Origin of the sequence: Pilosibacter rotomagensis (genome assembly GCF_045062245.2) — a bacterium.
In the GTDB taxonomy this organism is placed as follows: Bacteria; Bacillota; Clostridia; order Lachnospirales; family Lachnospiraceae; genus Pilosibacter.
This window is the reverse complement of sequence record NZ_CM170323.1, coordinates 566,414-584,372: the sequence shown is the minus strand read 5'-3', so window position 1 is coordinate 584,372 and position 17,959 is coordinate 566,414. Positions and strand designations below refer to the sequence as shown.

Annotated in this window: 16 protein-coding genes; 2 read left to right on the top strand and 14 right to left on the bottom strand. The window is 42.0% G+C overall.

The genetic code is table 11. From position 1 onward, the window contains the following. Positions 1-6: 6 nt before the first annotated feature. From ACI3EW_RS02565 to ACI3EW_RS02515, 11 genes are all read right to left on the bottom strand, one after another. Positions 7-2,988 carry an Eco57I restriction-modification methylase domain-containing protein gene (locus ACI3EW_RS02565; protein ID WP_118530139.1) on the bottom strand — a complete coding sequence of 994 codons (2,982 nt, stop codon included), beginning with the start codon at positions 2,986-2,988 and terminating at the stop codon, positions 7-9. 27 nt (positions 2,989-3,015) lie between these two features. Further along, positions 3,016-3,201 carry a helix-turn-helix domain-containing protein gene (locus ACI3EW_RS02560; protein ID WP_055284203.1) on the bottom strand — a complete coding sequence of 62 codons (186 nt, stop codon included), beginning with the start codon at positions 3,199-3,201 and terminating at the stop codon, positions 3,016-3,018. A gap of 147 nt (positions 3,202-3,348) precedes the next feature. After that, positions 3,349-3,729, bottom strand: a complete 381-nt coding sequence (locus ACI3EW_RS02555; RefSeq protein WP_118530143.1) for a TnpV protein — start codon at positions 3,727-3,729, stop codon at positions 3,349-3,351. Between the two features lie 10 nt (positions 3,730-3,739). Next, on the bottom strand, positions 3,740-4,198 hold the full coding sequence (locus tag ACI3EW_RS02550; RefSeq protein ID WP_243022240.1) for a coiled-coil domain-containing protein: 459 nt from the start codon (positions 4,196-4,198) through the stop codon (positions 3,740-3,742). Between the two features lie 15 nt (positions 4,199-4,213). Beyond that, positions 4,214-5,281 carry a MobA/MobL family protein gene (locus tag ACI3EW_RS02545; protein ID WP_483879998.1) on the bottom strand — a complete coding sequence of 356 codons (1,068 nt, stop codon included), beginning with the start codon at positions 5,279-5,281 and terminating at the stop codon, positions 4,214-4,216. 312 nt (positions 5,282-5,593) lie between these two features. Beyond that, entirely contained in the window at positions 5,594-5,821 is a 228-nt protein-coding gene (locus ACI3EW_RS02540; protein ID WP_118530146.1) for a DUF5348 domain-containing protein, read from the bottom strand. 174 nt (positions 5,822-5,995) lie between these two features. After that, entirely contained in the window at positions 5,996-6,238 is a 243-nt protein-coding gene (locus ACI3EW_RS02535) for a hypothetical protein (RefSeq protein ID WP_055284201.1), read from the bottom strand. A gap of 91 nt (positions 6,239-6,329) precedes the next feature. Then, positions 6,330-7,484: an AAA family ATPase gene (locus ACI3EW_RS02530; RefSeq protein WP_118530150.1), complete on the bottom strand. Its 1,155-nt coding sequence runs from the start codon at positions 7,482-7,484 to the stop codon at positions 6,330-6,332. Next, positions 7,481-7,804: a plasmid mobilization protein gene (locus tag ACI3EW_RS02525; protein WP_005340449.1), complete on the bottom strand. Its 324-nt coding sequence runs from the start codon at positions 7,802-7,804 to the stop codon at positions 7,481-7,483. The genes ACI3EW_RS02530 and ACI3EW_RS02525 overlap by 4 nt, the downstream gene beginning before the upstream one ends. After that, positions 7,782-8,882 (bottom strand): site-specific integrase, encoded by a 1,101-nt coding sequence (locus ACI3EW_RS02520; RefSeq protein ID WP_118530154.1) that lies wholly within the window; start codon positions 8,880-8,882, stop codon positions 7,782-7,784. Before ACI3EW_RS02520 ends, ACI3EW_RS02525 begins: the two co-directional genes overlap by 23 nt. Before the next feature lie 17 nt (positions 8,883-8,899). Beyond that, positions 8,900-9,082, bottom strand: coding sequence for a helix-turn-helix domain-containing protein (locus tag ACI3EW_RS02515; RefSeq protein WP_026650251.1), 183 nt, complete (start codon positions 9,080-9,082; stop codon positions 8,900-8,902). A gap of 233 nt (positions 9,083-9,315) precedes the next feature. Here ACI3EW_RS02515 and ACI3EW_RS02510 point away from each other — a divergent pair, with 233 nt between their 5' ends. Then, positions 9,316-9,840, top strand: coding sequence for a helix-turn-helix domain-containing protein (locus tag ACI3EW_RS02510; RefSeq protein ID WP_118530157.1), 525 nt, complete (start codon positions 9,316-9,318; stop codon positions 9,838-9,840). 187 nt (positions 9,841-10,027) lie between these two features. Here the strand turns inward: ACI3EW_RS02510 and guaA are convergent, their stop codons facing one another. Continuing rightward, positions 10,028-11,572, bottom strand: a complete 1,545-nt coding sequence (guaA, locus tag ACI3EW_RS02505; RefSeq protein WP_118530161.1) for a glutamine-hydrolyzing GMP synthase — start codon at positions 11,570-11,572, stop codon at positions 10,028-10,030. Positions 11,573-11,853: 281 nt separating this feature from the next. Continuing rightward, positions 11,854-13,002, bottom strand: a complete 1,149-nt coding sequence (iadA, locus tag ACI3EW_RS02500) for a beta-aspartyl-peptidase (protein ID WP_117470439.1) — start codon at positions 13,000-13,002, stop codon at positions 11,854-11,856. A gap of 324 nt (positions 13,003-13,326) precedes the next feature. Here iadA and ACI3EW_RS02495 point away from each other — a divergent pair, with 324 nt between their 5' ends. Beyond that, entirely contained in the window at positions 13,327-14,640 is a 1,314-nt protein-coding gene (locus ACI3EW_RS02495; protein ID WP_405578622.1) for an IS30 family transposase, read from the top strand. Between the two features lie 264 nt (positions 14,641-14,904). Here the strand turns inward: ACI3EW_RS02495 and uvrA are convergent, their stop codons facing one another. Further along, positions 14,905-17,754: an excinuclease ABC subunit UvrA gene (gene uvrA, locus ACI3EW_RS02490; RefSeq protein ID WP_405579187.1), complete on the bottom strand. Its 2,850-nt coding sequence runs from the start codon at positions 17,752-17,754 to the stop codon at positions 14,905-14,907. Positions 17,755-17,959 lie beyond the last annotated feature (205 nt).

Sequence of the window (17,959 nt, the reverse complement as noted above, 5' to 3'; positions counted from 1 at the left end):
TCTCACCTAAAATTGCAAATTATAAATTTTTGTAATATTATCTTCAATTTGTTTACTTAAATTTTCCTTTTCGGCTTCTATTACACTAATAGATGCTTTATCTTTTTTCTGTTCTAATACAATATTCAACTCATTTATTTTCTTTGTTGAAGTAAGCACTGATTCATATAACGCTTTTTGCTTTTCATCATCAAAATCTAATTCAACAAAAGGTATTTTCTTTAATAGGTATGTTCCTCTCGCTATAAATCCACCTTCAAAATCACTTCCCATAATTTGAAATAGTTTTTCTGTATATGGATGATTCAACCATGCTTGTATATACCTTAAATCATATTTTGAATCAGGCAGCTTTGCTATTGCACAATATCCCGCTGTGCCACCAGAAGCAATGAGCATATCATTTTCATCATATGCATACATTGGTTCTTTACTTAAAATTCTAACAATTAACTTAGGAGTATTTACAAATGCAGTCAAAGCCTGTGTTCTTCCATATTGATACCAAGTATCGGCTGTTGCATTCTTTATGTCACGACCTTTTCCACCATTTAAACATTTAGGAACTAACAAGTCATAACAGTCCTGTAGGTATTGATATGTTCCAGGATACTCTTTTTTCATAATCTCAACGTTGATCAAGCTACCATCTGCATTATATGGAAAAATAATATGCTTATCCGTTTTTAACAATGAATATGTACCCATTCCTTTTTCATCAGCCTTAGTTGGTTTAAAGAAAGGCTTCAAAATACGCTTTTCTATATGGTATCTTTTTTCAAACTTATCAACAATTATTTCGTCTTCTTTTTCTGAAACAATTTCATCTTTACTAAACCAATATACCGGTTTAGGTCTTTCTGCACTTGTTTGTATTCCATTAAAAATATTTACTATTTCACCTAATGGTTTCCCATTTTCTTCTACCGTTGCAATCATTTTCATGAATTTAATATCTGTAGTTAATCTCCACGGATTTTCATCTAATAATTCATTCTTTATCCTAATACTTTCCTGTTCTTCTCCAGTCCACAGATCAATTAACGAAGTAACATTTGTATATTCCATCTGCTTACTGCTTTCTTTGCATAACGTAATTATGCAACTATAAATAGTCTTATCAGGGAAAAGTTGCATATCTCCAAAATCATCTAATTTAGATACATGTTTAGATATTATCCGACGCAGTTCTTGTCCTGCTCCTATTTTATAAAATTTATTCGGCACGATATAACACATTTGACCATTTTCTTTTAAAAGATTAAACGCTTCTTCAAGAAATAAAAAATATTTATCAAATTGTTTATATGCACTTTTATATTTCTTCTTATAAACTGCAAATTCTGCTTCTGTCTCTAAGGTATGAATATCTTCTGTTTTTACATATGGTGGATTACCAATAATAGCGTCAAATCTTGATCCGCTATTGATCATGCTCCATTCAAACGGTTTTATATTGCACAATGCCTCTATTGACATATCTTTTCCAGATATATCTTCTCTGCAAATCAATGAATTCCCATTTTTTATATTAGAACTTAAATCTGGTAAAATCGGAACGCATTCTTTCACAGATGCTGGTGTTTCATCTTCTATTAACTTTATTAATAAAGAAAATTTGCTAACTTCAACAGCATGAACATCAATATCTACGCCATAAATACATCTCGTTAAAATATCCTTTTTATCAGTTAATGGCAATTTCTTTTTTCCATTACTCAACTCTAATAAATGTTTTGAATCGTGCTGCATATACCATTCTGTACAATAATCAACCAAAAATTGATATGCCTCCTCTAAAAATATTCCCGATCCACAAGCGATATCTGCAATTTGAATATCTTTTATTTCTTCTGGCGTTTTTTTCTCACAAATTGGAGCTAATGTATTTTTTACCATATATTTTACAATTTCGACAGGTGTCGATACCACTGAACGATATTTATACTCTTTCTTCGCAGCCAATATTATATGGTCATCTCTTTCAACAAGACTTTCTGTAAGAAAACTCTCATATATTTTTCCTAAAATTCCTGGCTCAATAATGTTAAACATATATGGAGTCTTCGGATAATATAGTGAAAGAATCATATTAAAAATAATATCATTATTCAAATCAAAAATAATATTATCGCCCGCAAATAGCTTAGAATTATATTTTTTATCAACTTCTTTAAAAACTTTTGTTAATGCCCTCTGCAACTCTACTTTATTCCGTGCAGTTTCTTTTAAACTTTGATATAATGGCAGATTTCTGTCTTCACAAATTCGTAAAAAGATAATTTGATTTATAAATTCTTGCACTACATCATTCAAAACATCTGTATCTTTGTATGTATTATCTGTACGATACAAGTAATCACCAATTTCAAGTCTCCATTCATTAATTTGCTTTAAGAAGACTTCATCTACTTCTGTTGAATATCGTTCTTCGTTTGGAAATTTATCCTCAACATATTTATCATATTTTCCAGTATAAACACTTTCTCTTGAAATCAACTCATATATTTCTTCATACTTCTTTAAATACTCTAAATAGTGATATTTTCGATACAACGATACCGTCGCAGAATCTCCATCCTGTGGCTTATTTGTAACATCATAAATCATCATATCCTCAAAATTTGTTAATATGGACAATTTATGTTTTGCATTCCATCCATAACGTCTTGCCTGAATAGCCGGTTCTTGTTCTTCTTTTATATTTACTGCCGGTTTCTTAGCTTCTACAAAGATTTTTGATACACCATTTAAGGTTAATGTATAGTCTGGTCTATCTCCACTGTTTGAAAATTTTTCCACAACGACTTCTTTATATTGCGGAGACGTTCCTTTTTCATTATGTACATCCCAACCAAAGCTCTCTAATAATGGACTTATAAATTCATCTCTACAATCTTGTTCATTAAACTCTCTTGCATTTCTATAAAACTCCATATTTTTTTGATACTGGGCTATTAGTCTTGATAATCTTTCTTTATTATTCATATTTACATTCCCCACTTATCGTTAAAATTACAATGCACTTTTACCACTTTTTACCCACTCGTCTACTTCGGTTAATTTAAATTTCCATAATCTTCCAATTTTGTGCGCCGGTATATCTGTTTTTTTAATCCAATTTCTGATTGTATCTTTTGTCACACCCAAATATTCTGCAGTTTCCTCTAAACTACACCATTTATCTATTAAATCACTCATCTTATCCTCCAGGCCTATATATCTTGCATAATAAAACTATTCTTAGTTTAACTCATTTCCACCCAAAAAGCAACCGTATGTTCTATGATTTAATAGTATTTAATGGGAATTTAATGGGAAGGAATCTATTCCTTCCCTGACATCATTCTAGTTCATATATACAACATTCATTAGCACAATCTCCTCCGCACATGCCCGGATATTATTCATTTTCCCAACCCATACCATCTGATCCTGCATCTTCAGTTCTTCTGTCACTCCCTGCTTTTCTTTCATCTGCTCCACCAGTCTGTCCATCATCTGATTACACTCCTCGTCAACCTGATGCAAGTGCTCATTTAACTTTCCAGCAAGTACCAGCTCCAGATATAATCCTTTCCCATGCTCTTTCAAGTAAGTTTTTCTCAACATTCCATACTTTCCAATCGGATACTCTGTCTCTTCCGGAAGATACAGGTCTGGATAATACAGACCGTCCTTTCCTAAAGTATAGCTGATTCCATTTTCTCCCATAATGTGTTTCTCCATGATTGTCCTCCTATCTTGCTCCCCGATCTTTGTTCTGACTACGGGTATGCGGTTTATTTTTCTGTTCATTCTGTATTTCTTGTTTCTTTTCTGCCAGCTTTGCTCTAATACCACGTGCTACTGGCTCTTTGCCAGTTTCTTTCTTCCATTTTTCTATTGCATTTCGATACTGGCTATACTCAGTTTGAGAAACCTTAAAATCTTTTAAAAATTCCTGTACACTTCCATATCCGATTTTCTGCACAATCATTGGAAGATAATCTTTCATATCTCTGATCTGACTTTTCAGTTCATCAATTTCTTTCTGCAATTCTTTTTTCTTTCTTCTTTTAAACCATCCCTTGACTTCTGACAGTTCTTTTTTCTTTGCAGAAAGCTGTTTTTGTTTCTGTTGAATTGCAGTATTTTGTTCGTCCAGTTCTTTCTTAACTTTGAAAAATTTCGGATACTTCGATGCAAGCCTCGTCATTTCTGGCTGCTTCGGTTATGCCTTTTCTTCTTTCATCTTCACACTTTCTGGTACGATATTTTCTGCAATCCTCTCTGTTTGCTCAGGTTCCGTTGTTCCTGCCTGTGCCACGTTTGCCTGTTCCGATACTTCCCTGGGTTTCTTAAACAGCACACTTGCTATTAAAAACTCCAATGCCTCAACAGCCACTGTTACAACTCTGGAAAATAATCGTGGTCTGTTTCCACGACGGGCAATTGATTCCCTGATTGGCTCCGTGATTTCTTTCCGCTTCACTTCCATTATCTTCGGTTCTAGCACTCCACTAATCAATGCCATATCAACAGCTCTGTTCCATTCCCAGCGTTTTTGGTTATCCTCTTCTATTTCCTGTGCCTTCGGATTGTTCTTTCCAATTTTCTTTGTTGCAAGATACACGCCACCACGCTCAAATACCTGTAGTTTCTGTTTCTCGTCCTGCACATAAATATTGATTAAATCTGTATAAGAATGCTTTACCTCATCCAGAAATGAATTGCTCTTGAAGCGTTCATCTTTCGCAGTAAACAGCTTCTTCTCATAGACTTCTCCTTTCTTCACAACACTGCAGCCTTCTCGGATCTCGCCATCTTCTCCTAATACTTCTCTCTTGGTTCGGACATGTTTTCCATGTTCATCATAAAACATATTTCTACTGGCAATCTTAATGATTGGTTCATCCAATAACTTCCGTTCTGCAAATATCAAATGAATGTGATAATTAGTCTTTCTTTTATTGTGGTGCAAAGCAGCAATACACTCTGTTCCATAATTCTGTTTAAAATGATTTGTAAAAAGTTGCAACAATCTGTCTGGCTGATATTCTGTAAAACTCTCTGGCAAAGCAATAATCAATTCTCTTGCCTCAATACATTTTCCTTCTGTCCCGCTTTTTACAAATTCTTCCTGATTACATTTTGCAAGTTCCCGCCAAAATTTCCGTTCTGTGGTTTCATAAACTGCATAGAGGTTTTCCTGTTTTGCATGACTGGATATATAAGTGATTCTGCCTTTTACATTGCTTAGTTTTGTCATTTGAATAAATGAATTTCTTCCGATAGGCACTCCCTCCTTGTCTTCGGCAAAATAAATTCTGCCATATCATTTGTGAGTGGATGCATCGGCATCCGTTTACGAACTATCCGCCTGTCGGCGGAACAGCTCCCGGCAGGGCGAAATATTCTGAGTACAAATCTTTAATTTGTGCGATGGGTGTATTTCGCTCTCAAACGCCGAGGGCTTTGTGAGATGCTTCTTACATCTACCACAACTTGGCTTTCGCTTTTCATTTTGGGCGTATCCGCCCTCTTTTTCTGCCCGTATCCGGGCTTATTTTTTTCACTAACAACAAACCGACTATTACTCTTCCTTTCTGCTTTATTCCGGTATCCTTGCCCGTACATACTCCAGATCTCCACAATATGGTGTTCCAACCAAATACCATTCTCTCGCCAGATTCATTTCCATTCGCATCTTTACCCACTGATCATCAACTAGAACTTCCAGACATTCTCCGCAGTGAAATCCTGGAGCAATCCATAAGTCTGATGACAATAATCCATATCTTTTGTTATAACTGTTGTAACCTAATCTTCCTTCTCTCATGGTGTCATTCTCCCTTCATTTATCATTTCCATAGGGACGCCCTGAATTAGGACCCCCTTTTGAAAAGTTTTTTCCTCGCCAATCAACTACCGGCTACACCTTACAAACCTTCTCTTTGTCTGCTATTTACAGGTGCGTGGCACGCTCCTGTCATAAGGTCATCAAGCAGAATCTTTACCAACGAAAGTTCTCATGCATTCCACACTTATCCAAATACTCTTGTCTTGCCTTTTCCCGTTCTTCCTCGGTTGGTGCTGTTTTGAATGTTGTATATAACTGACGTTTTACCATACTGTCTAATTTTTCCATCAATGCTTTTTCTATCTCCGGCAGATATTCCTCATTCCCAGCAAGATGGTACTGGAACAATGCCAGTAATAAATCTTTTGGTATCTGCACCTGTGATTTTCTTTCCATGTTTCTCCTTTCCGTGACGGTCGTGACGATAGTGACGATATTTTCACTACCGACACGCTATATAAAATACCGTCACAACCGTCACATATCGTCACGCTTGTTTTCCAACAAAGGCTAATCTGATCTTTCTTCCATCATGTCCTCGTTCCGCTTTATACTGGATTCCATATTCCAAAATCAGACGTTCCAAGCTGACATTTAATTTTCGTGATAATGCGTTCGGCTGCATTTCCACCTGCAATACTTCCACAAACTCTGTTGCTGTTCCTACCCACTCTGGCGTAGTTTCTGTTACAAGTTCTTTGATTTTTTCCAACACTGGATCTTCTGGTTCTTTCCAAAGTTCTGTTTCTGTCTTGGTAAGTTCCCAGACACATCTCTCCCGATTAAAGTTCAACCACAGTTTCTGGTCCTGCTGGTCACGCCCTGCCACTTCCAGAACTGCCTTATTATCTGTCCGTTTTTCTTTCTGCATGACGAATGCTCCATCCGCAGCTCCAAGCAATCCATTCGTACCTGAAATCATATCGAAACTATCTGAAGATTCCATTTTCCTTGTATGATGCACAACCAGAAAACAGATGCCATATTTATCACTGAATGCTTTCAGCTTTGTTACAATCTCATAATCGCTGGCATAACTGAATTTATCTCCACCGACCTCTCGAACCTTCTGAAGAGTATCAATGATAATCAGTCTTGCATCTTTATGCTCTGTCACAAACGTTACAAGCTGCTTTTCCAGTCCGTCATTGAGTGATTTGGATTTTGTAGCAAAATAAAAATTCTCACTGCCTTCCATTCCAAACATCTGTGATAACCGTTTTTGCAATCTTGCATAATCATCTTCCAATGCCAGGTACAGAACCGTTCCCTGTCTGACTGAAAAGCCCCACAATGGAATTCCTTTACTGATGTGATATCCGATCTGTGCCATAAAGAATGATTTTCCAATTTTCGGTGAACCAATAAACAGGTACGTTCCGTTATACAGAAGTCCATCTATAATCGGCAGTTTTGGTGGATATGCGGTGTCGTATAATTCCATCATAGAAACTGTTTCCAGATCATCTGGATTCTTTTTATTTGCTGGTTTTGCTGTATTTTCCACATTATTTGTGGCTTGCAGATTGCCCTTACCGGGCAAATCTGCTATACTTTGGTTGGTTAATTTATTACTTGATGACTGTTCCACATCTGCGCCAACAGATGAAATCGGAGCAGTCATTTTTTCTTTTTCTGTCATTCATTTTCCCCTTTCAATCCATACAATGTCTCTGCAACCAATCTCAGGGTACTCAGCAACTCTTCGTTCTCCTCACTGCATTTTTCCAGACGTTTCAGTTCTTCATAAATCTCTGCCATCTGATTTCGCAATGCTTTATAGACTCTTGGGTTCCCCTGTACCACAATTTCCCGATCAGTTAATCGTTTTGTGATATAGTCCTGCTTGCTAAGTCCTGACAATCGGACACATGCATCAATCTGCTCTGCTTCTTCCGGTGATACCCGGAATGCTACGATTTTGTTTCTCCATCTTCCTTTACTGTCCAGATTCTTCTCCATTTGATTTTTCCATCCTTTCAATGTCCAACTGTTCTGCCATCTGTGTCTGCTCACTTGGAAACAAATGTGCATATCGGTAAGTGATATCAATGCTCTCATGTCCCATTCGATCTGCAATTGCTAATACCGTAAATCCCATATTGATCAATAACGATACATGGGAATGTCTCAAATCATGCACACGGATTCGCTTCACCCCAGACACTTTTGATCCTCTGTTCATTTCATGATGCAGATAAGATTTGGAAATCGTGAAAATCCGTTCGTCCTCTTTCGGCTCATACAGCATTTTCAGATAATCCTGCATCTCATCACATATAAATTGTGGCATCTTGATAAATCTGTTACTTTTAAATGTCTTTGGTGGGGTAATCACATCTTCCCGGTTTAATCTTTGATATGATTTATTAATTCGCAGTGTATGCGTTGTAAAGTCAAAATCCGCTGGTGTCAGGGCAAGCAACTCTCCTTCACGGATCCCACACCAGTAAAGCATTTCAAAAGCGTAGTAAGAAACTGGTTTATCCATCATCACATCTGCAAATTTCAGATATTCTTCTTTTGTCCAGAACAGCATTTCCTTATATTCCTCTATTGCTATATTTCCAGCTTTCTGTGCCGGATTAGAAGGCAAATGATAAAAATCAACTGCATGATTGAAAATGGCACTTAGCTGGCTGTGGATTTTCCGCAGATATGAAGCAGAATACCCTTTTCCATTCGCTCTCTTAAATGCAAGCAAATGATTCTGCCATGCAATCACATCTTTTGGTTCAATTTCTGCAATCTTTCTCTCCCCAAAGTATGGAAGAATTTTTGTTCTGGCAATATTATTCTTAGTTCCCCATGTGTTATCCCGGATTCGTTCCTTTTTATCTTCTACATAGATTTCATAAAAACTTGCGAAAGTCATATCCAGTTTTGCATCATACTTTAACATTTGTTCGTGTTCCCACATCTGCGCTTCTCGCTTCGTAGGAAATCCTCGTTTTGAAGTCTGTTTCGTTTTCCCTGTCCAGTCGGTATACCGATAAACCACTCGCCACTTCCCAGTGACATTATCTTTGTAAATACTCATACAAATTCTCCTCTCTCTTACACTTCGCTGTAACATACTTTTTTACGGAAATAATTGGTGTTTACTCTGCCAGCTACCGTAAGATAACCCAGCTTCTGTAATTCATCATTTAACTGTTTGACAATCTTATAAGCATAAGACTTGGAAACTCCCAGTTCCGCTGCAACTTCTTCTACTGTCATAAAAGTTCTGTTCGTCACATCGCATCTCTCCTTTCTATCTTAACGTAATTTGTTTAAGTTGTTACATTTGCATGATACTAAACATTTTGATTTAAGTTAAGCAATTTTATGCGAATATTAAATTCTTTTGTTTAAGTTCTTCTTGCTATCCGAAATTGCTCATGCTATACTGAACCTAAACAGAATTGTTTTATTTTCTATCACAATTAATTATGGCAACACGAATGACCACTATAAGGAGGCAAACAAAAATGGCAATCGGACAACGTATCAAATTTTTTCGTAACCGCAAGGGCATGACACAAAAGCAACTCGGACAACAACTTGGATTCATGGGAAAAACCTCAGATGTCCGCATGGCTCAGTATGAATCTGAAGCCAGAGTTCCTAAGATTGATCTTGTAAAACAAATCTCTCAGATCTTTGATATCAATACTCATGCCTTAACAGTTCCAGATATTGATACTCACATAGGTCTGATGCATACACTATTTGCACTAGAAGATATGTATGGTCTAAAGGTAAAAAATGTAGATGGGCAGCCTCATCTCTGCCTTGACTCTTCCATATCTGCTCCCGGCTCATCTGTCGATGAAATGTTTCGTGCATGGATGGAACAAGCTGACAAACTGGAAAACAGTGAAATCAGCAAGGCAGAATATGATGAATGGAGATATAAGTACCCGGAACTGGATACTTATCAGAAACGTGCCAAGGTACCATCTCAGGAACTGAGTGATTACCTCGTAAAAGAATTGACTAAAAAAGAAAAATAAGAGAAAAGAAAAAACCTTACCGATATTCAGTTTTTTACTTCTGAAAATCAGTAAGGTTTCTTTATATACGTTATGAAATAAAATTTTTATCTTTTGAATAATCGTAAAATGTTGCCATTTTGTTGCCAGTCACTAAACAAATTTGTTTGTAACCCGCATAAATACTGGGTTTTTATAATTGCGTGGATTATTCAAACTCAATCGTAGCCGGCGGTTTCCCCGTGCAGTCATACAGTACGCGGTTTACGTGCGGCACTTCGTTGACGATTCGGCTTGCGACGGTTCCGAGGACATCCCACGGGATCTCTGCTGCCTCTGCGGTCATGAAGTCGATCGTATTTACGGCTCTCAGCGCGATCGCGTAATCGTAAGTTCTCTCATCACCCATAACGCCTACGGAGCGCATATTAGTCAGTGCTGCGAAGTACTGACCGATATTGCGGTCGATTCCTGCCTTTGCGATCTCTTCGCGGTAGATCGCGTCAGCCTCCTGTACCATCTTTACTTTCTCCGGTGTTACGGCGCCGATAATACGGATACCAAGTCCCGGGCCCGGGAACGGCTGACGGTATACGAGCTTCTCCGGAATTCCGAGTTCCAGACCGGCCTTACGAACCTCGTCTTTGAAGAGGTCGCGGAGCGGCTCAATGATCTCTTTGAAATCAACATAATCTGGAAGTCCTCCGACATTGTGGTGGGATTTGATCACTGCGGACTCTCCGCCGAGGCCACTCTCAACAACGTCCGGATAAATTGTTCCCTGTACCAGGAAGTCAACGGCGCCGATCTTCTTTGCCTCTTCCTCGAATACGCGGATAAACTCTTCGCCAATGATCTTTCTCTTTCTCTCCGGCTCCTCAACGCCAGCTAATTTATCGTAGAAACGCTGCTGGGCATTTACGCGAATAAAGTGCAGATCATACGGGCCGTTCGGTCCGAATACTTCCTCGACCTCGTCTCCCTCGTTCTTGCGGAGAAGACCGTGATCAACGAATACACAGGTGAGCTGGTCGCCGACTGCCTTTGCGAGCATAACGGCTGCAACAGAAGAGTCAACTCCACCGGATAACGCGCAAAGAACTTTTCCGTTTCCAACCTTCTCACGGATCGCCTTGATGCTGTTCTCGACAAATGCATCCATCTTCCATGTTCCGGCACATCCGCAGACTTCGTAGATGAAGTTGTGGAGCATCTTTGTACCTTCCTGAGTATGAAGAACCTCCGGATGGAACTGGATCGCATATAATTTCTTTTCCGCACATTCCGCGGCTGCAACCGGGCAGTCCGGAGTATGTGCGACGATTCTGAATCCAGGTGCTTCTTTCTCGATGTAGTCATTGTGGCTCATCCAGCAGATCGTCTTCTCGGATACATCTCCGAAAAGCTTGCTTGTCTTATCCACAGTCACTTCGATCTTGCCGTACTCACGGACCGGTGCCTTGCATACATGTCCGCCGAGAACGTGGGACATCAGCTGCGCGCCGTAGCAGAGTCCGAGTACCGGAACGCCCATCTCAAAAAGTTCCTTGCTGCATGTAGCAGCACCTTCCTCATAAACGCTGTTCGGACCTCCGGTTAAGATGATTCCTTTCGGATTCATTGCCTTGATCTGTTCGATCGGAGTCCGGTAGGAGTAGATCTCACAGTATACATGGCATTCACGGACACGACGGGCAACCAGCTGATTGTACTGGCCGCCGAAGTCGATAACAATAATTTTTTCCTGATTCATCGGGTGCCTCCTGAAATATGTGCATGTACTTCTTGATAACTGCCCGGCAATCCGCATCGATTTGTGCCGGACAGATATAAATTTTCCTATTTGGAACTAATTATAAGGGATTCATAGAAACTTGGCAAGTGCTTTCCCTCAAAACCTGTACTTTAATAAGTATGAAGGTTACTGTACTCGGGTAGGAATTTTCTGAACTGAAAATTCCGTACAATACAGTGGTGGTAGTGAAGGTTCCTGTACATAGTCAGGCATATTTGCACCTCGTGCAGGCAGCAACATTATTTCTCATACGTTCCCTTTTTAAGAATTTTCCCGTCTCTCATCATAGGCACGCCCATAGCGATCACCGTATCAAGAGAGAGATCTTCATTCATGATCAGGATATCCGCATCACTTTCTTCCTTCACAGCACCCTTTTTCGGATATAATTCCAGAGCCATCGCCGGATTCTTGGTTCCGAGAGCCAGAAGTTCCTCCAAATCCATATTTTCTTCTTTTACCATGTAGACGATCTGACGGTAGATCGTATCCACATCGGAAACACCGATCTCCACAAGTTTTCCTTCTGCATCATAGTTAGACCAGCTTCCCTGTCCGTCGGAGCTCATGGTCACCTTCTCCATTGGAACTCCTTCTTTTTTCGCTTTCTTGACAGCATCTGCAACAGAGTGGAACTTGCTTTCAGATTCCCCACAGGTGAGGTCGATCGTTCCGCCCATCTTCGCGAACTTAAACGCATCCTCTAAGAGGTTCGCGTTGCGTCCCACGTGAGTCGGCTGAAATGTTTTCGGCGGGATCGAGGTGCGCTCTAATGCCTCAAATACCGGTTTCAATGCTCTCTTGTCTCCGCCCATATGAAGGCAGATAAATCCAGGTTTTCCACTCAGCATTCCTGCGGTGCGGACATCACTGGCCAGACGGATCAGTTCCTCTGTCGTGATATTCGGCGCACGGTGATCGGAGATCGCAAGCTTCACTCCAAGGATCTCATCGATAAACATGATGTCCTTGCTGACACTTCCGGTCACGGTCGTACTCGGATAACCATAGGCTCCGCAGATCGCATAGGCGGAAATTCCCTCTTCTTTTAACGCTTTTACCTTTGCTAAAAGATTCTCCACACTTCTGCTGATTCCGTCAGTTCCCAAAAGTCCAAGTACAGTTGTCACACCACCCTTGATCAGGCTGGATAGCTGGACCTGCGGTGCCTGAGTGTGGAAGCTTCCCTCTCCACCGCCTCCGGTCACATGGACGTGGCGGTCGATAATACCCGGAGTCACGATCTTTCCGGTTCCGTCGATTACTTCACATCCCTCATACTCCGGCAGATGATCCGCAATTCTTTCGATCCTTCCTCCGGCGATCAGGATATCCTTCACTCCGAGATATTCCGGTGCGTAAACTTTTGCGTTTTTTACTAACAGCATGGGCTTATTCCTCCTGTGTGATCCCTGTTTTACATAACTGCCCGACAGCTGGAAATTAGTTACAGGTCAGCCAAACCAGAGCATGGATGAACTGTAATGGAAATTACTGTCGGGCATTTATGTTTTTCTTATTACTTCAGTATAGCATACCGCCGGAAGTATTCCAAGTGATGATTCGAAACTTTCATTTTTTCCTAAAATGAAAATTTAAATTCCACTTCTCCAAAGGGCGGTGGAGTTTACTCTTGCACAGTTGATATTTACTCATGCATACTGATATGATACTTTAATCGTCCTTCTGACAGCAGTAGAAGGAGTTTGACTATGAGTAAATATATCCCAGGCAACCAGAAGCATCTCACCATAGAGGATCGTATCTATATCCAGAATGAACTGGATAAGGGTACATCCTTTAAAGATATTGCCCGCTTTCTCTGTAAGGACCCTACTACGATTTCAAAAGAAGTGAAGGCCAGAAGAGCCTCCGATTGGTTTCACAAAGGGACTTTTCTTAATGCGAAGAACTTCTGTACCAAGCGTTTCCGTTGTAAGAAAACGAATGCCTGCAATAAGATCCTTCTTTGCGGCGTTAAATGTGCTTCCTGTCCCACCTGTAACCAGACCTGTCCGGATTTTCAAAAAGAATGCTGCAGCAAACTTGATCGGGCTCCCTACGTCTGCAATGGATGCAGTAAAAAGATCAATCATTGTACGATTGCCCACAAATATACCTACAATGCCAGGTTCGCTGATCGGAAATACCGGGAGTGTCTCAAGGATTCCAGGTCCGGAATCGCTATGACCAGACAGGAACTCCACAAAAAGGATAAGATCATCACTCCTCTGATCGATCAGGGCCAGTCTCCTTACCAGATCGTTGCAAACCATCCGGAATTGAATCTTTCCGTCCGCAGCGTTTACAACTACCTTGATATGGGACTTCTGACTGCCAGAAACGTTGATCTGAAACGTAAAGTGAAGTTTAAACCCAGAAAAGTCCATAAATCACAGATATCTGACCGCCGTGTCTTTAATGGCAGAACTTACGCTGATTTTCAACAGTTGCACCTGGAATCTTTTGTAGAGATGGACACCGTCCACTCCGCTGTTGGTTCCTCTAAAACACTGCTTACCTTCTTTTTTACAAGGGAAAAGCTGTTTCTTGCGTTCCTCATGAACCGGAATACGGAAGGATCTGTACGACTCGTTTTGGACCGTTTAGAAAAGCGTTTTGGTACCTTCGATTTCCTGACTCTGTTTGAATATATCCTCACCGACAGAGGCGCTGAATTCGGTGATCCTGATTCTCTCGAAACCGGTGTTACCGGTATCCAGAGAACCAACATTTATTACTGTGATCCCATGAGAAGCGGACAGAAAGGCGGCATTGAACAGGCACACACCATGCTCCGCATGATACTGCCGAAACGAACTACCTTTGAATTCCTGACTCAATGGGATGTGAATCTAATCACCAGCCACATCAACTCAACACCGCGGGAGAGTTTGAATGGGCGTACACCGTATGATGTCGCCCTGGAGGCTTTTGGGGAAGACGTCTTAAAAGCATTTCAGCTTAGGCGTATTGACCCTGACAAAGTCATCTTAACACCTAAGCTGATCCGCTATAACCACTAACCCATGAAGAAATCTGCTGTCAGACTGGAAGTAAACTTTTCACATTTTTCAAATGTGGCTGGTGGAATTTAGTCGTGCACACCGACCTCCAGCAGCTTGTTTGCCATACAGAAAAACAGAAAATTTCGCCATAGATTACTTGTATTATAGCATAGATTCCGCTTTTCTTCTTAAAAATCACTAGATTATAAGCAACTTTTAAAAGAGCGGTGGAATTTACTTTTGCACTGGAATTTACTTTTTCAAGTCAGCACTTTCATTTTTTTACTCATCTGAACCGGTATCTCCATTCTCAAGATACCTCTTGACATACTGCCCCGTATAGGACTCCGGAACCTTCACGATCTCCTCCGGCGTTCCCTTCGCGATCACGGTACCGCCCAGATCTCCGCCTTCCGGTCCCATATCGATAATATAATCCGCGGTCTTGATCACATCCAGATTGTGCTCGATCACAACCACCGTATTTCCACCTTCGGAAAGCTTTCTTAAGATTTCCACCAGCTTATGGACATCCGCGAAGTGGAGTCCTGTCGTCGGCTCATCAAGGATATAGATTGTTTTTCCGGTTCCGCGTCTGGAAAGCTCTGTGGCGAGCTTGATCCGCTGCGCCTCTCCGCCGGAAAGCTCCGTTGAGGGCTGTCCAAGACGGATATAGGAAAGTCCCACATCGTTCAATGTCGCGATCTTTCTCGCGATAGACGGCACATTCTCAAAGAACTTTAACGCCTCCTCCACAGTCATATTCAGCACATCGTAAATGCTCTTTCCCTTATACTTCACTTCCAGAGTCTCACGGTTGTACCGCTTTCCGCCGCAGACCTCACAGGGCACATAGACGTCCGGCAGGAAATGCATTTCGATCTTGATGATTCCGTCACCGCTGCAGGCCTCGCATCGGCCGCCCTTTACATTGAAGCTGAACCGTCCCTTTGAGTATCCCTTCGCCTTCGCGTCGGTGGTCGCTGCGAATAGATCACGAATCAGGTCAAACACACCGGTGTAGGTTGCCGGATTCGATCGCGGAGTTCTTCCGATTGGAGACTGGTCAATGGCGATGATCTTATCCAGCTGTTCCACGCCGTCGATTCCATCGTGGTCTCCGGGGATCGTCCGGGCGCGGTTCAGCTTTTTCGCCAGTGCCTTATAGAGGATCTCGTTGATCAGGGAGCTCTTTCCCGATCCCGACACACCGGTCACGCAGGTCATAATTCCAAGCGGCACATCCACATCGATATTTTTCAGGTTATTCTCCCTCGCGCCACGGATTTTGATCCAGCCTGTGGGGTTTCTTCTCTCCTTCGGCACCGGAATTTTGATCCGGCCGCTTAAATACGCACCGGTGATCGATTCTTTACACTTCATGATCTGGGCTGCCGTTCCCACAGCGACCACATTTCCGCCGTGTTCCCCGGCCCCCGGACCGATATCCACGATACAGTCCGCCGCCCGCATCGTATCCTCATCGTGTTCCACGACGATCACACTGTTTCCGAGATCCCGAAGATGTTCCAGCGTTTTCAACAGCTTATCGTTATCTCTCTGGTGCAGTCCGATACTCGGCTCATCAAGGATATAGGCAACCCCCACAAGTCCGGAACCGATCTGGGTCGCCAGACGGATTCGCTGTGCCTCGCCGCCGGAAAGGGTACCCGTCGCCCGGGATAAGGACAGATAATCCAGTCCCACATCGATCAGGAAGCTGATCCTCGCCCGGATTTCCTTTAAAATCTGTTCACCGATCATCTTCTGCATCTCAGATAGCTTCAGATCATCGATAAACTCCCTGAATTTTACGATGGACATATTCGTAGCCTCGTAAATATTCAGCCCACCTACCGTCACTGCCAGAGAAGACTGCTTTAAACGCTGTCCATGACAGGTGGTACACGGTGTGATCCGCATAAAACTCTCGTACTCTGCCTTGCTGGCCTGGGAGAACGTCTCCCGGTAACGGCGATTCACATTCTCAATCAGGCCCTCAAAGGCCACGTCATAAACGCCGGTTCCGCGCTGTCCTGTATAGTGGACCTTTACTTCCTTTCCGCCGGTTCCGTAGATCAGGATATCATGGATCTCCTTCGGATAATCTTTAAACGGAGTATCAAGATCAAAGTGATACTCTGCCGCCAGGGCATCCAGAATCGCCCTCGAAAAGCTTCCCGGCTTCGCGCAGGACTGCCAGCCGAGGACGACGATCGCTCCCTCGTTGATGCTTAAAGACTTATCCGGAATCATAAGGTCTTCGTCAAATTCCATCTTATATCCCAGACCGAAACAGTCCGGGCAGGCACCAAACGGGTTGTTGAAGGAGAAGCTTCGCGGCTCCACCTCCTCGATGCTGATCCCACAATCCGGGCAGGAAAAGCTCTGGCTGAAGTTAATCGGCTCGCCGCCCGTCACGTCCACGATCATCAGACCGTCGGACAGCTTCATCACCGTCTCGATGGAGTCCGTCAGACGCTTCTCGATCCCCGGCTTCACAACGAGACGGTCCACAACGATCTCGATATTGTGCTTGATATTCTTCTCCAGCGATATCTCTTCTGACAGCTCATGAAGATTTCCGTCGATCATCACGCGGACATAGCCGCTGCGTTTCGCCTGTTCCAGAACCTTCTCATGACGTCCTTTTCTTCCACGGACCATTGGCGCTAAAAGCTGGATCTTCGTCCGCTCCGGCAGTGTCATGATCTGGTCCACCATCTGGTCCACGGTCTGTTTCCGGATCTCCCTGCCGCACTTCGGGCAGTGGGGGATACCGATCCTCGCGTACAGAAGACGCATATAGTCGTATATCTCCGTCACAGTTCCTACGGTGGAACGCGGGTTGCGGTTCGTGGATTTCTGGTCGATGGAGATCGCCGGGGAAAGTCCCTCGATGCTCTCAACATCCGGTTTTTCCATCTGGCCTAAGAACTGGCGGGCGTAGGAAGATAAAGACTCCATATAGCGTCTCTGTCCCTCCGCGTAGATCGTATCAAATGCCAGGGAAGATTTTCCCGATCCCGAAAGTCCAGTCAGGACTACCAGCTCATTTCTTGGGATATCCAGGGAAATATTTTTTAAGTTGTGCTCGTTGGCACCTCGTATTTTTATATATTGCTTCGGCATTGTGTCTCTCCTCTTTGCCATGTCTGCTTTTGCTTTATCATTCTCACGGAATTTCCTGAGTATACGTTTCGTCAGAAAATCCGGATATTCTCGTATGTTACGGACTTATTTCCTGTTACGCCCAGTATATCACATTTCGTTTTTATATGCAAACGTTTGTTCGTTTTTATATGAAGGTAAAATTATTCACCTTTCACAAAATACG

Bases quoted from the DNA above. Each gene is read 5' to 3' on its own strand.
- ACI3EW_RS02565 (WP_118530139.1), bottom strand. From the start codon at position 2,988: ATGAATAATAAAGAAAGATTATCAAGACTAATAGCCCAGTATCAAAAA.
- ACI3EW_RS02560 (WP_055284203.1), bottom strand. From the start codon at position 3,201: ATGAGTGATTTAATAGATAAATGGTGTAGTTTAGAGGAAACTGCAGAA.
- ACI3EW_RS02555 (WP_118530143.1), bottom strand. From the start codon at position 3,729: ATGGAGAAACACATTATGGGAGAAAATGGAATCAGCTATACTTTAGGA.
- ACI3EW_RS02550 (WP_243022240.1), bottom strand. From the start codon at position 4,198: ATGACGAGGCTTGCATCGAAGTATCCGAAATTTTTCAAAGTTAAGAAA.
- ACI3EW_RS02540 (WP_118530146.1), bottom strand. From the start codon at position 5,821: ATGAGAGAAGGAAGATTAGGTTACAACAGTTATAACAAAAGATATGGA.
- ACI3EW_RS02535 (WP_055284201.1), bottom strand. From the start codon at position 6,238: ATGGAAAGAAAATCACAGGTGCAGATACCAAAAGATTTATTACTGGCA.
- ACI3EW_RS02530 (WP_118530150.1), bottom strand. From the start codon at position 7,484: ATGACAGAAAAAGAAAAAATGACTGCTCCGATTTCATCTGTTGGCGCA.
- ACI3EW_RS02525 (WP_005340449.1), bottom strand. From the start codon at position 7,804: ATGGAGAAGAATCTGGACAGTAAAGGAAGATGGAGAAACAAAATCGTA.
- ACI3EW_RS02520 (WP_118530154.1), bottom strand. From the start codon at position 8,882: ATGAGTATTTACAAAGATAATGTCACTGGGAAGTGGCGAGTGGTTTAT.
- ACI3EW_RS02510 (WP_118530157.1), top strand. From the start codon at position 9,316: ATGGCAATCGGACAACGTATCAAATTTTTTCGTAACCGCAAGGGCATG.
- guaA (WP_118530161.1), bottom strand. From the start codon at position 11,572: ATGAATCAGGAAAAAATTATTGTTATCGACTTCGGCGGCCAGTACAAT.
- iadA (WP_117470439.1), bottom strand. From the start codon at position 13,002: ATGCTGTTAGTAAAAAACGCAAAAGTTTACGCACCGGAATATCTCGGA.
- ACI3EW_RS02495 (WP_405578622.1), top strand. From the start codon at position 13,327: ATGAGTAAATATATCCCAGGCAACCAGAAGCATCTCACCATAGAGGAT.
- uvrA (WP_405579187.1), bottom strand. From the start codon at position 17,754: ATGCCGAAGCAATATATAAAAATACGAGGTGCCAACGAGCACAACTTA.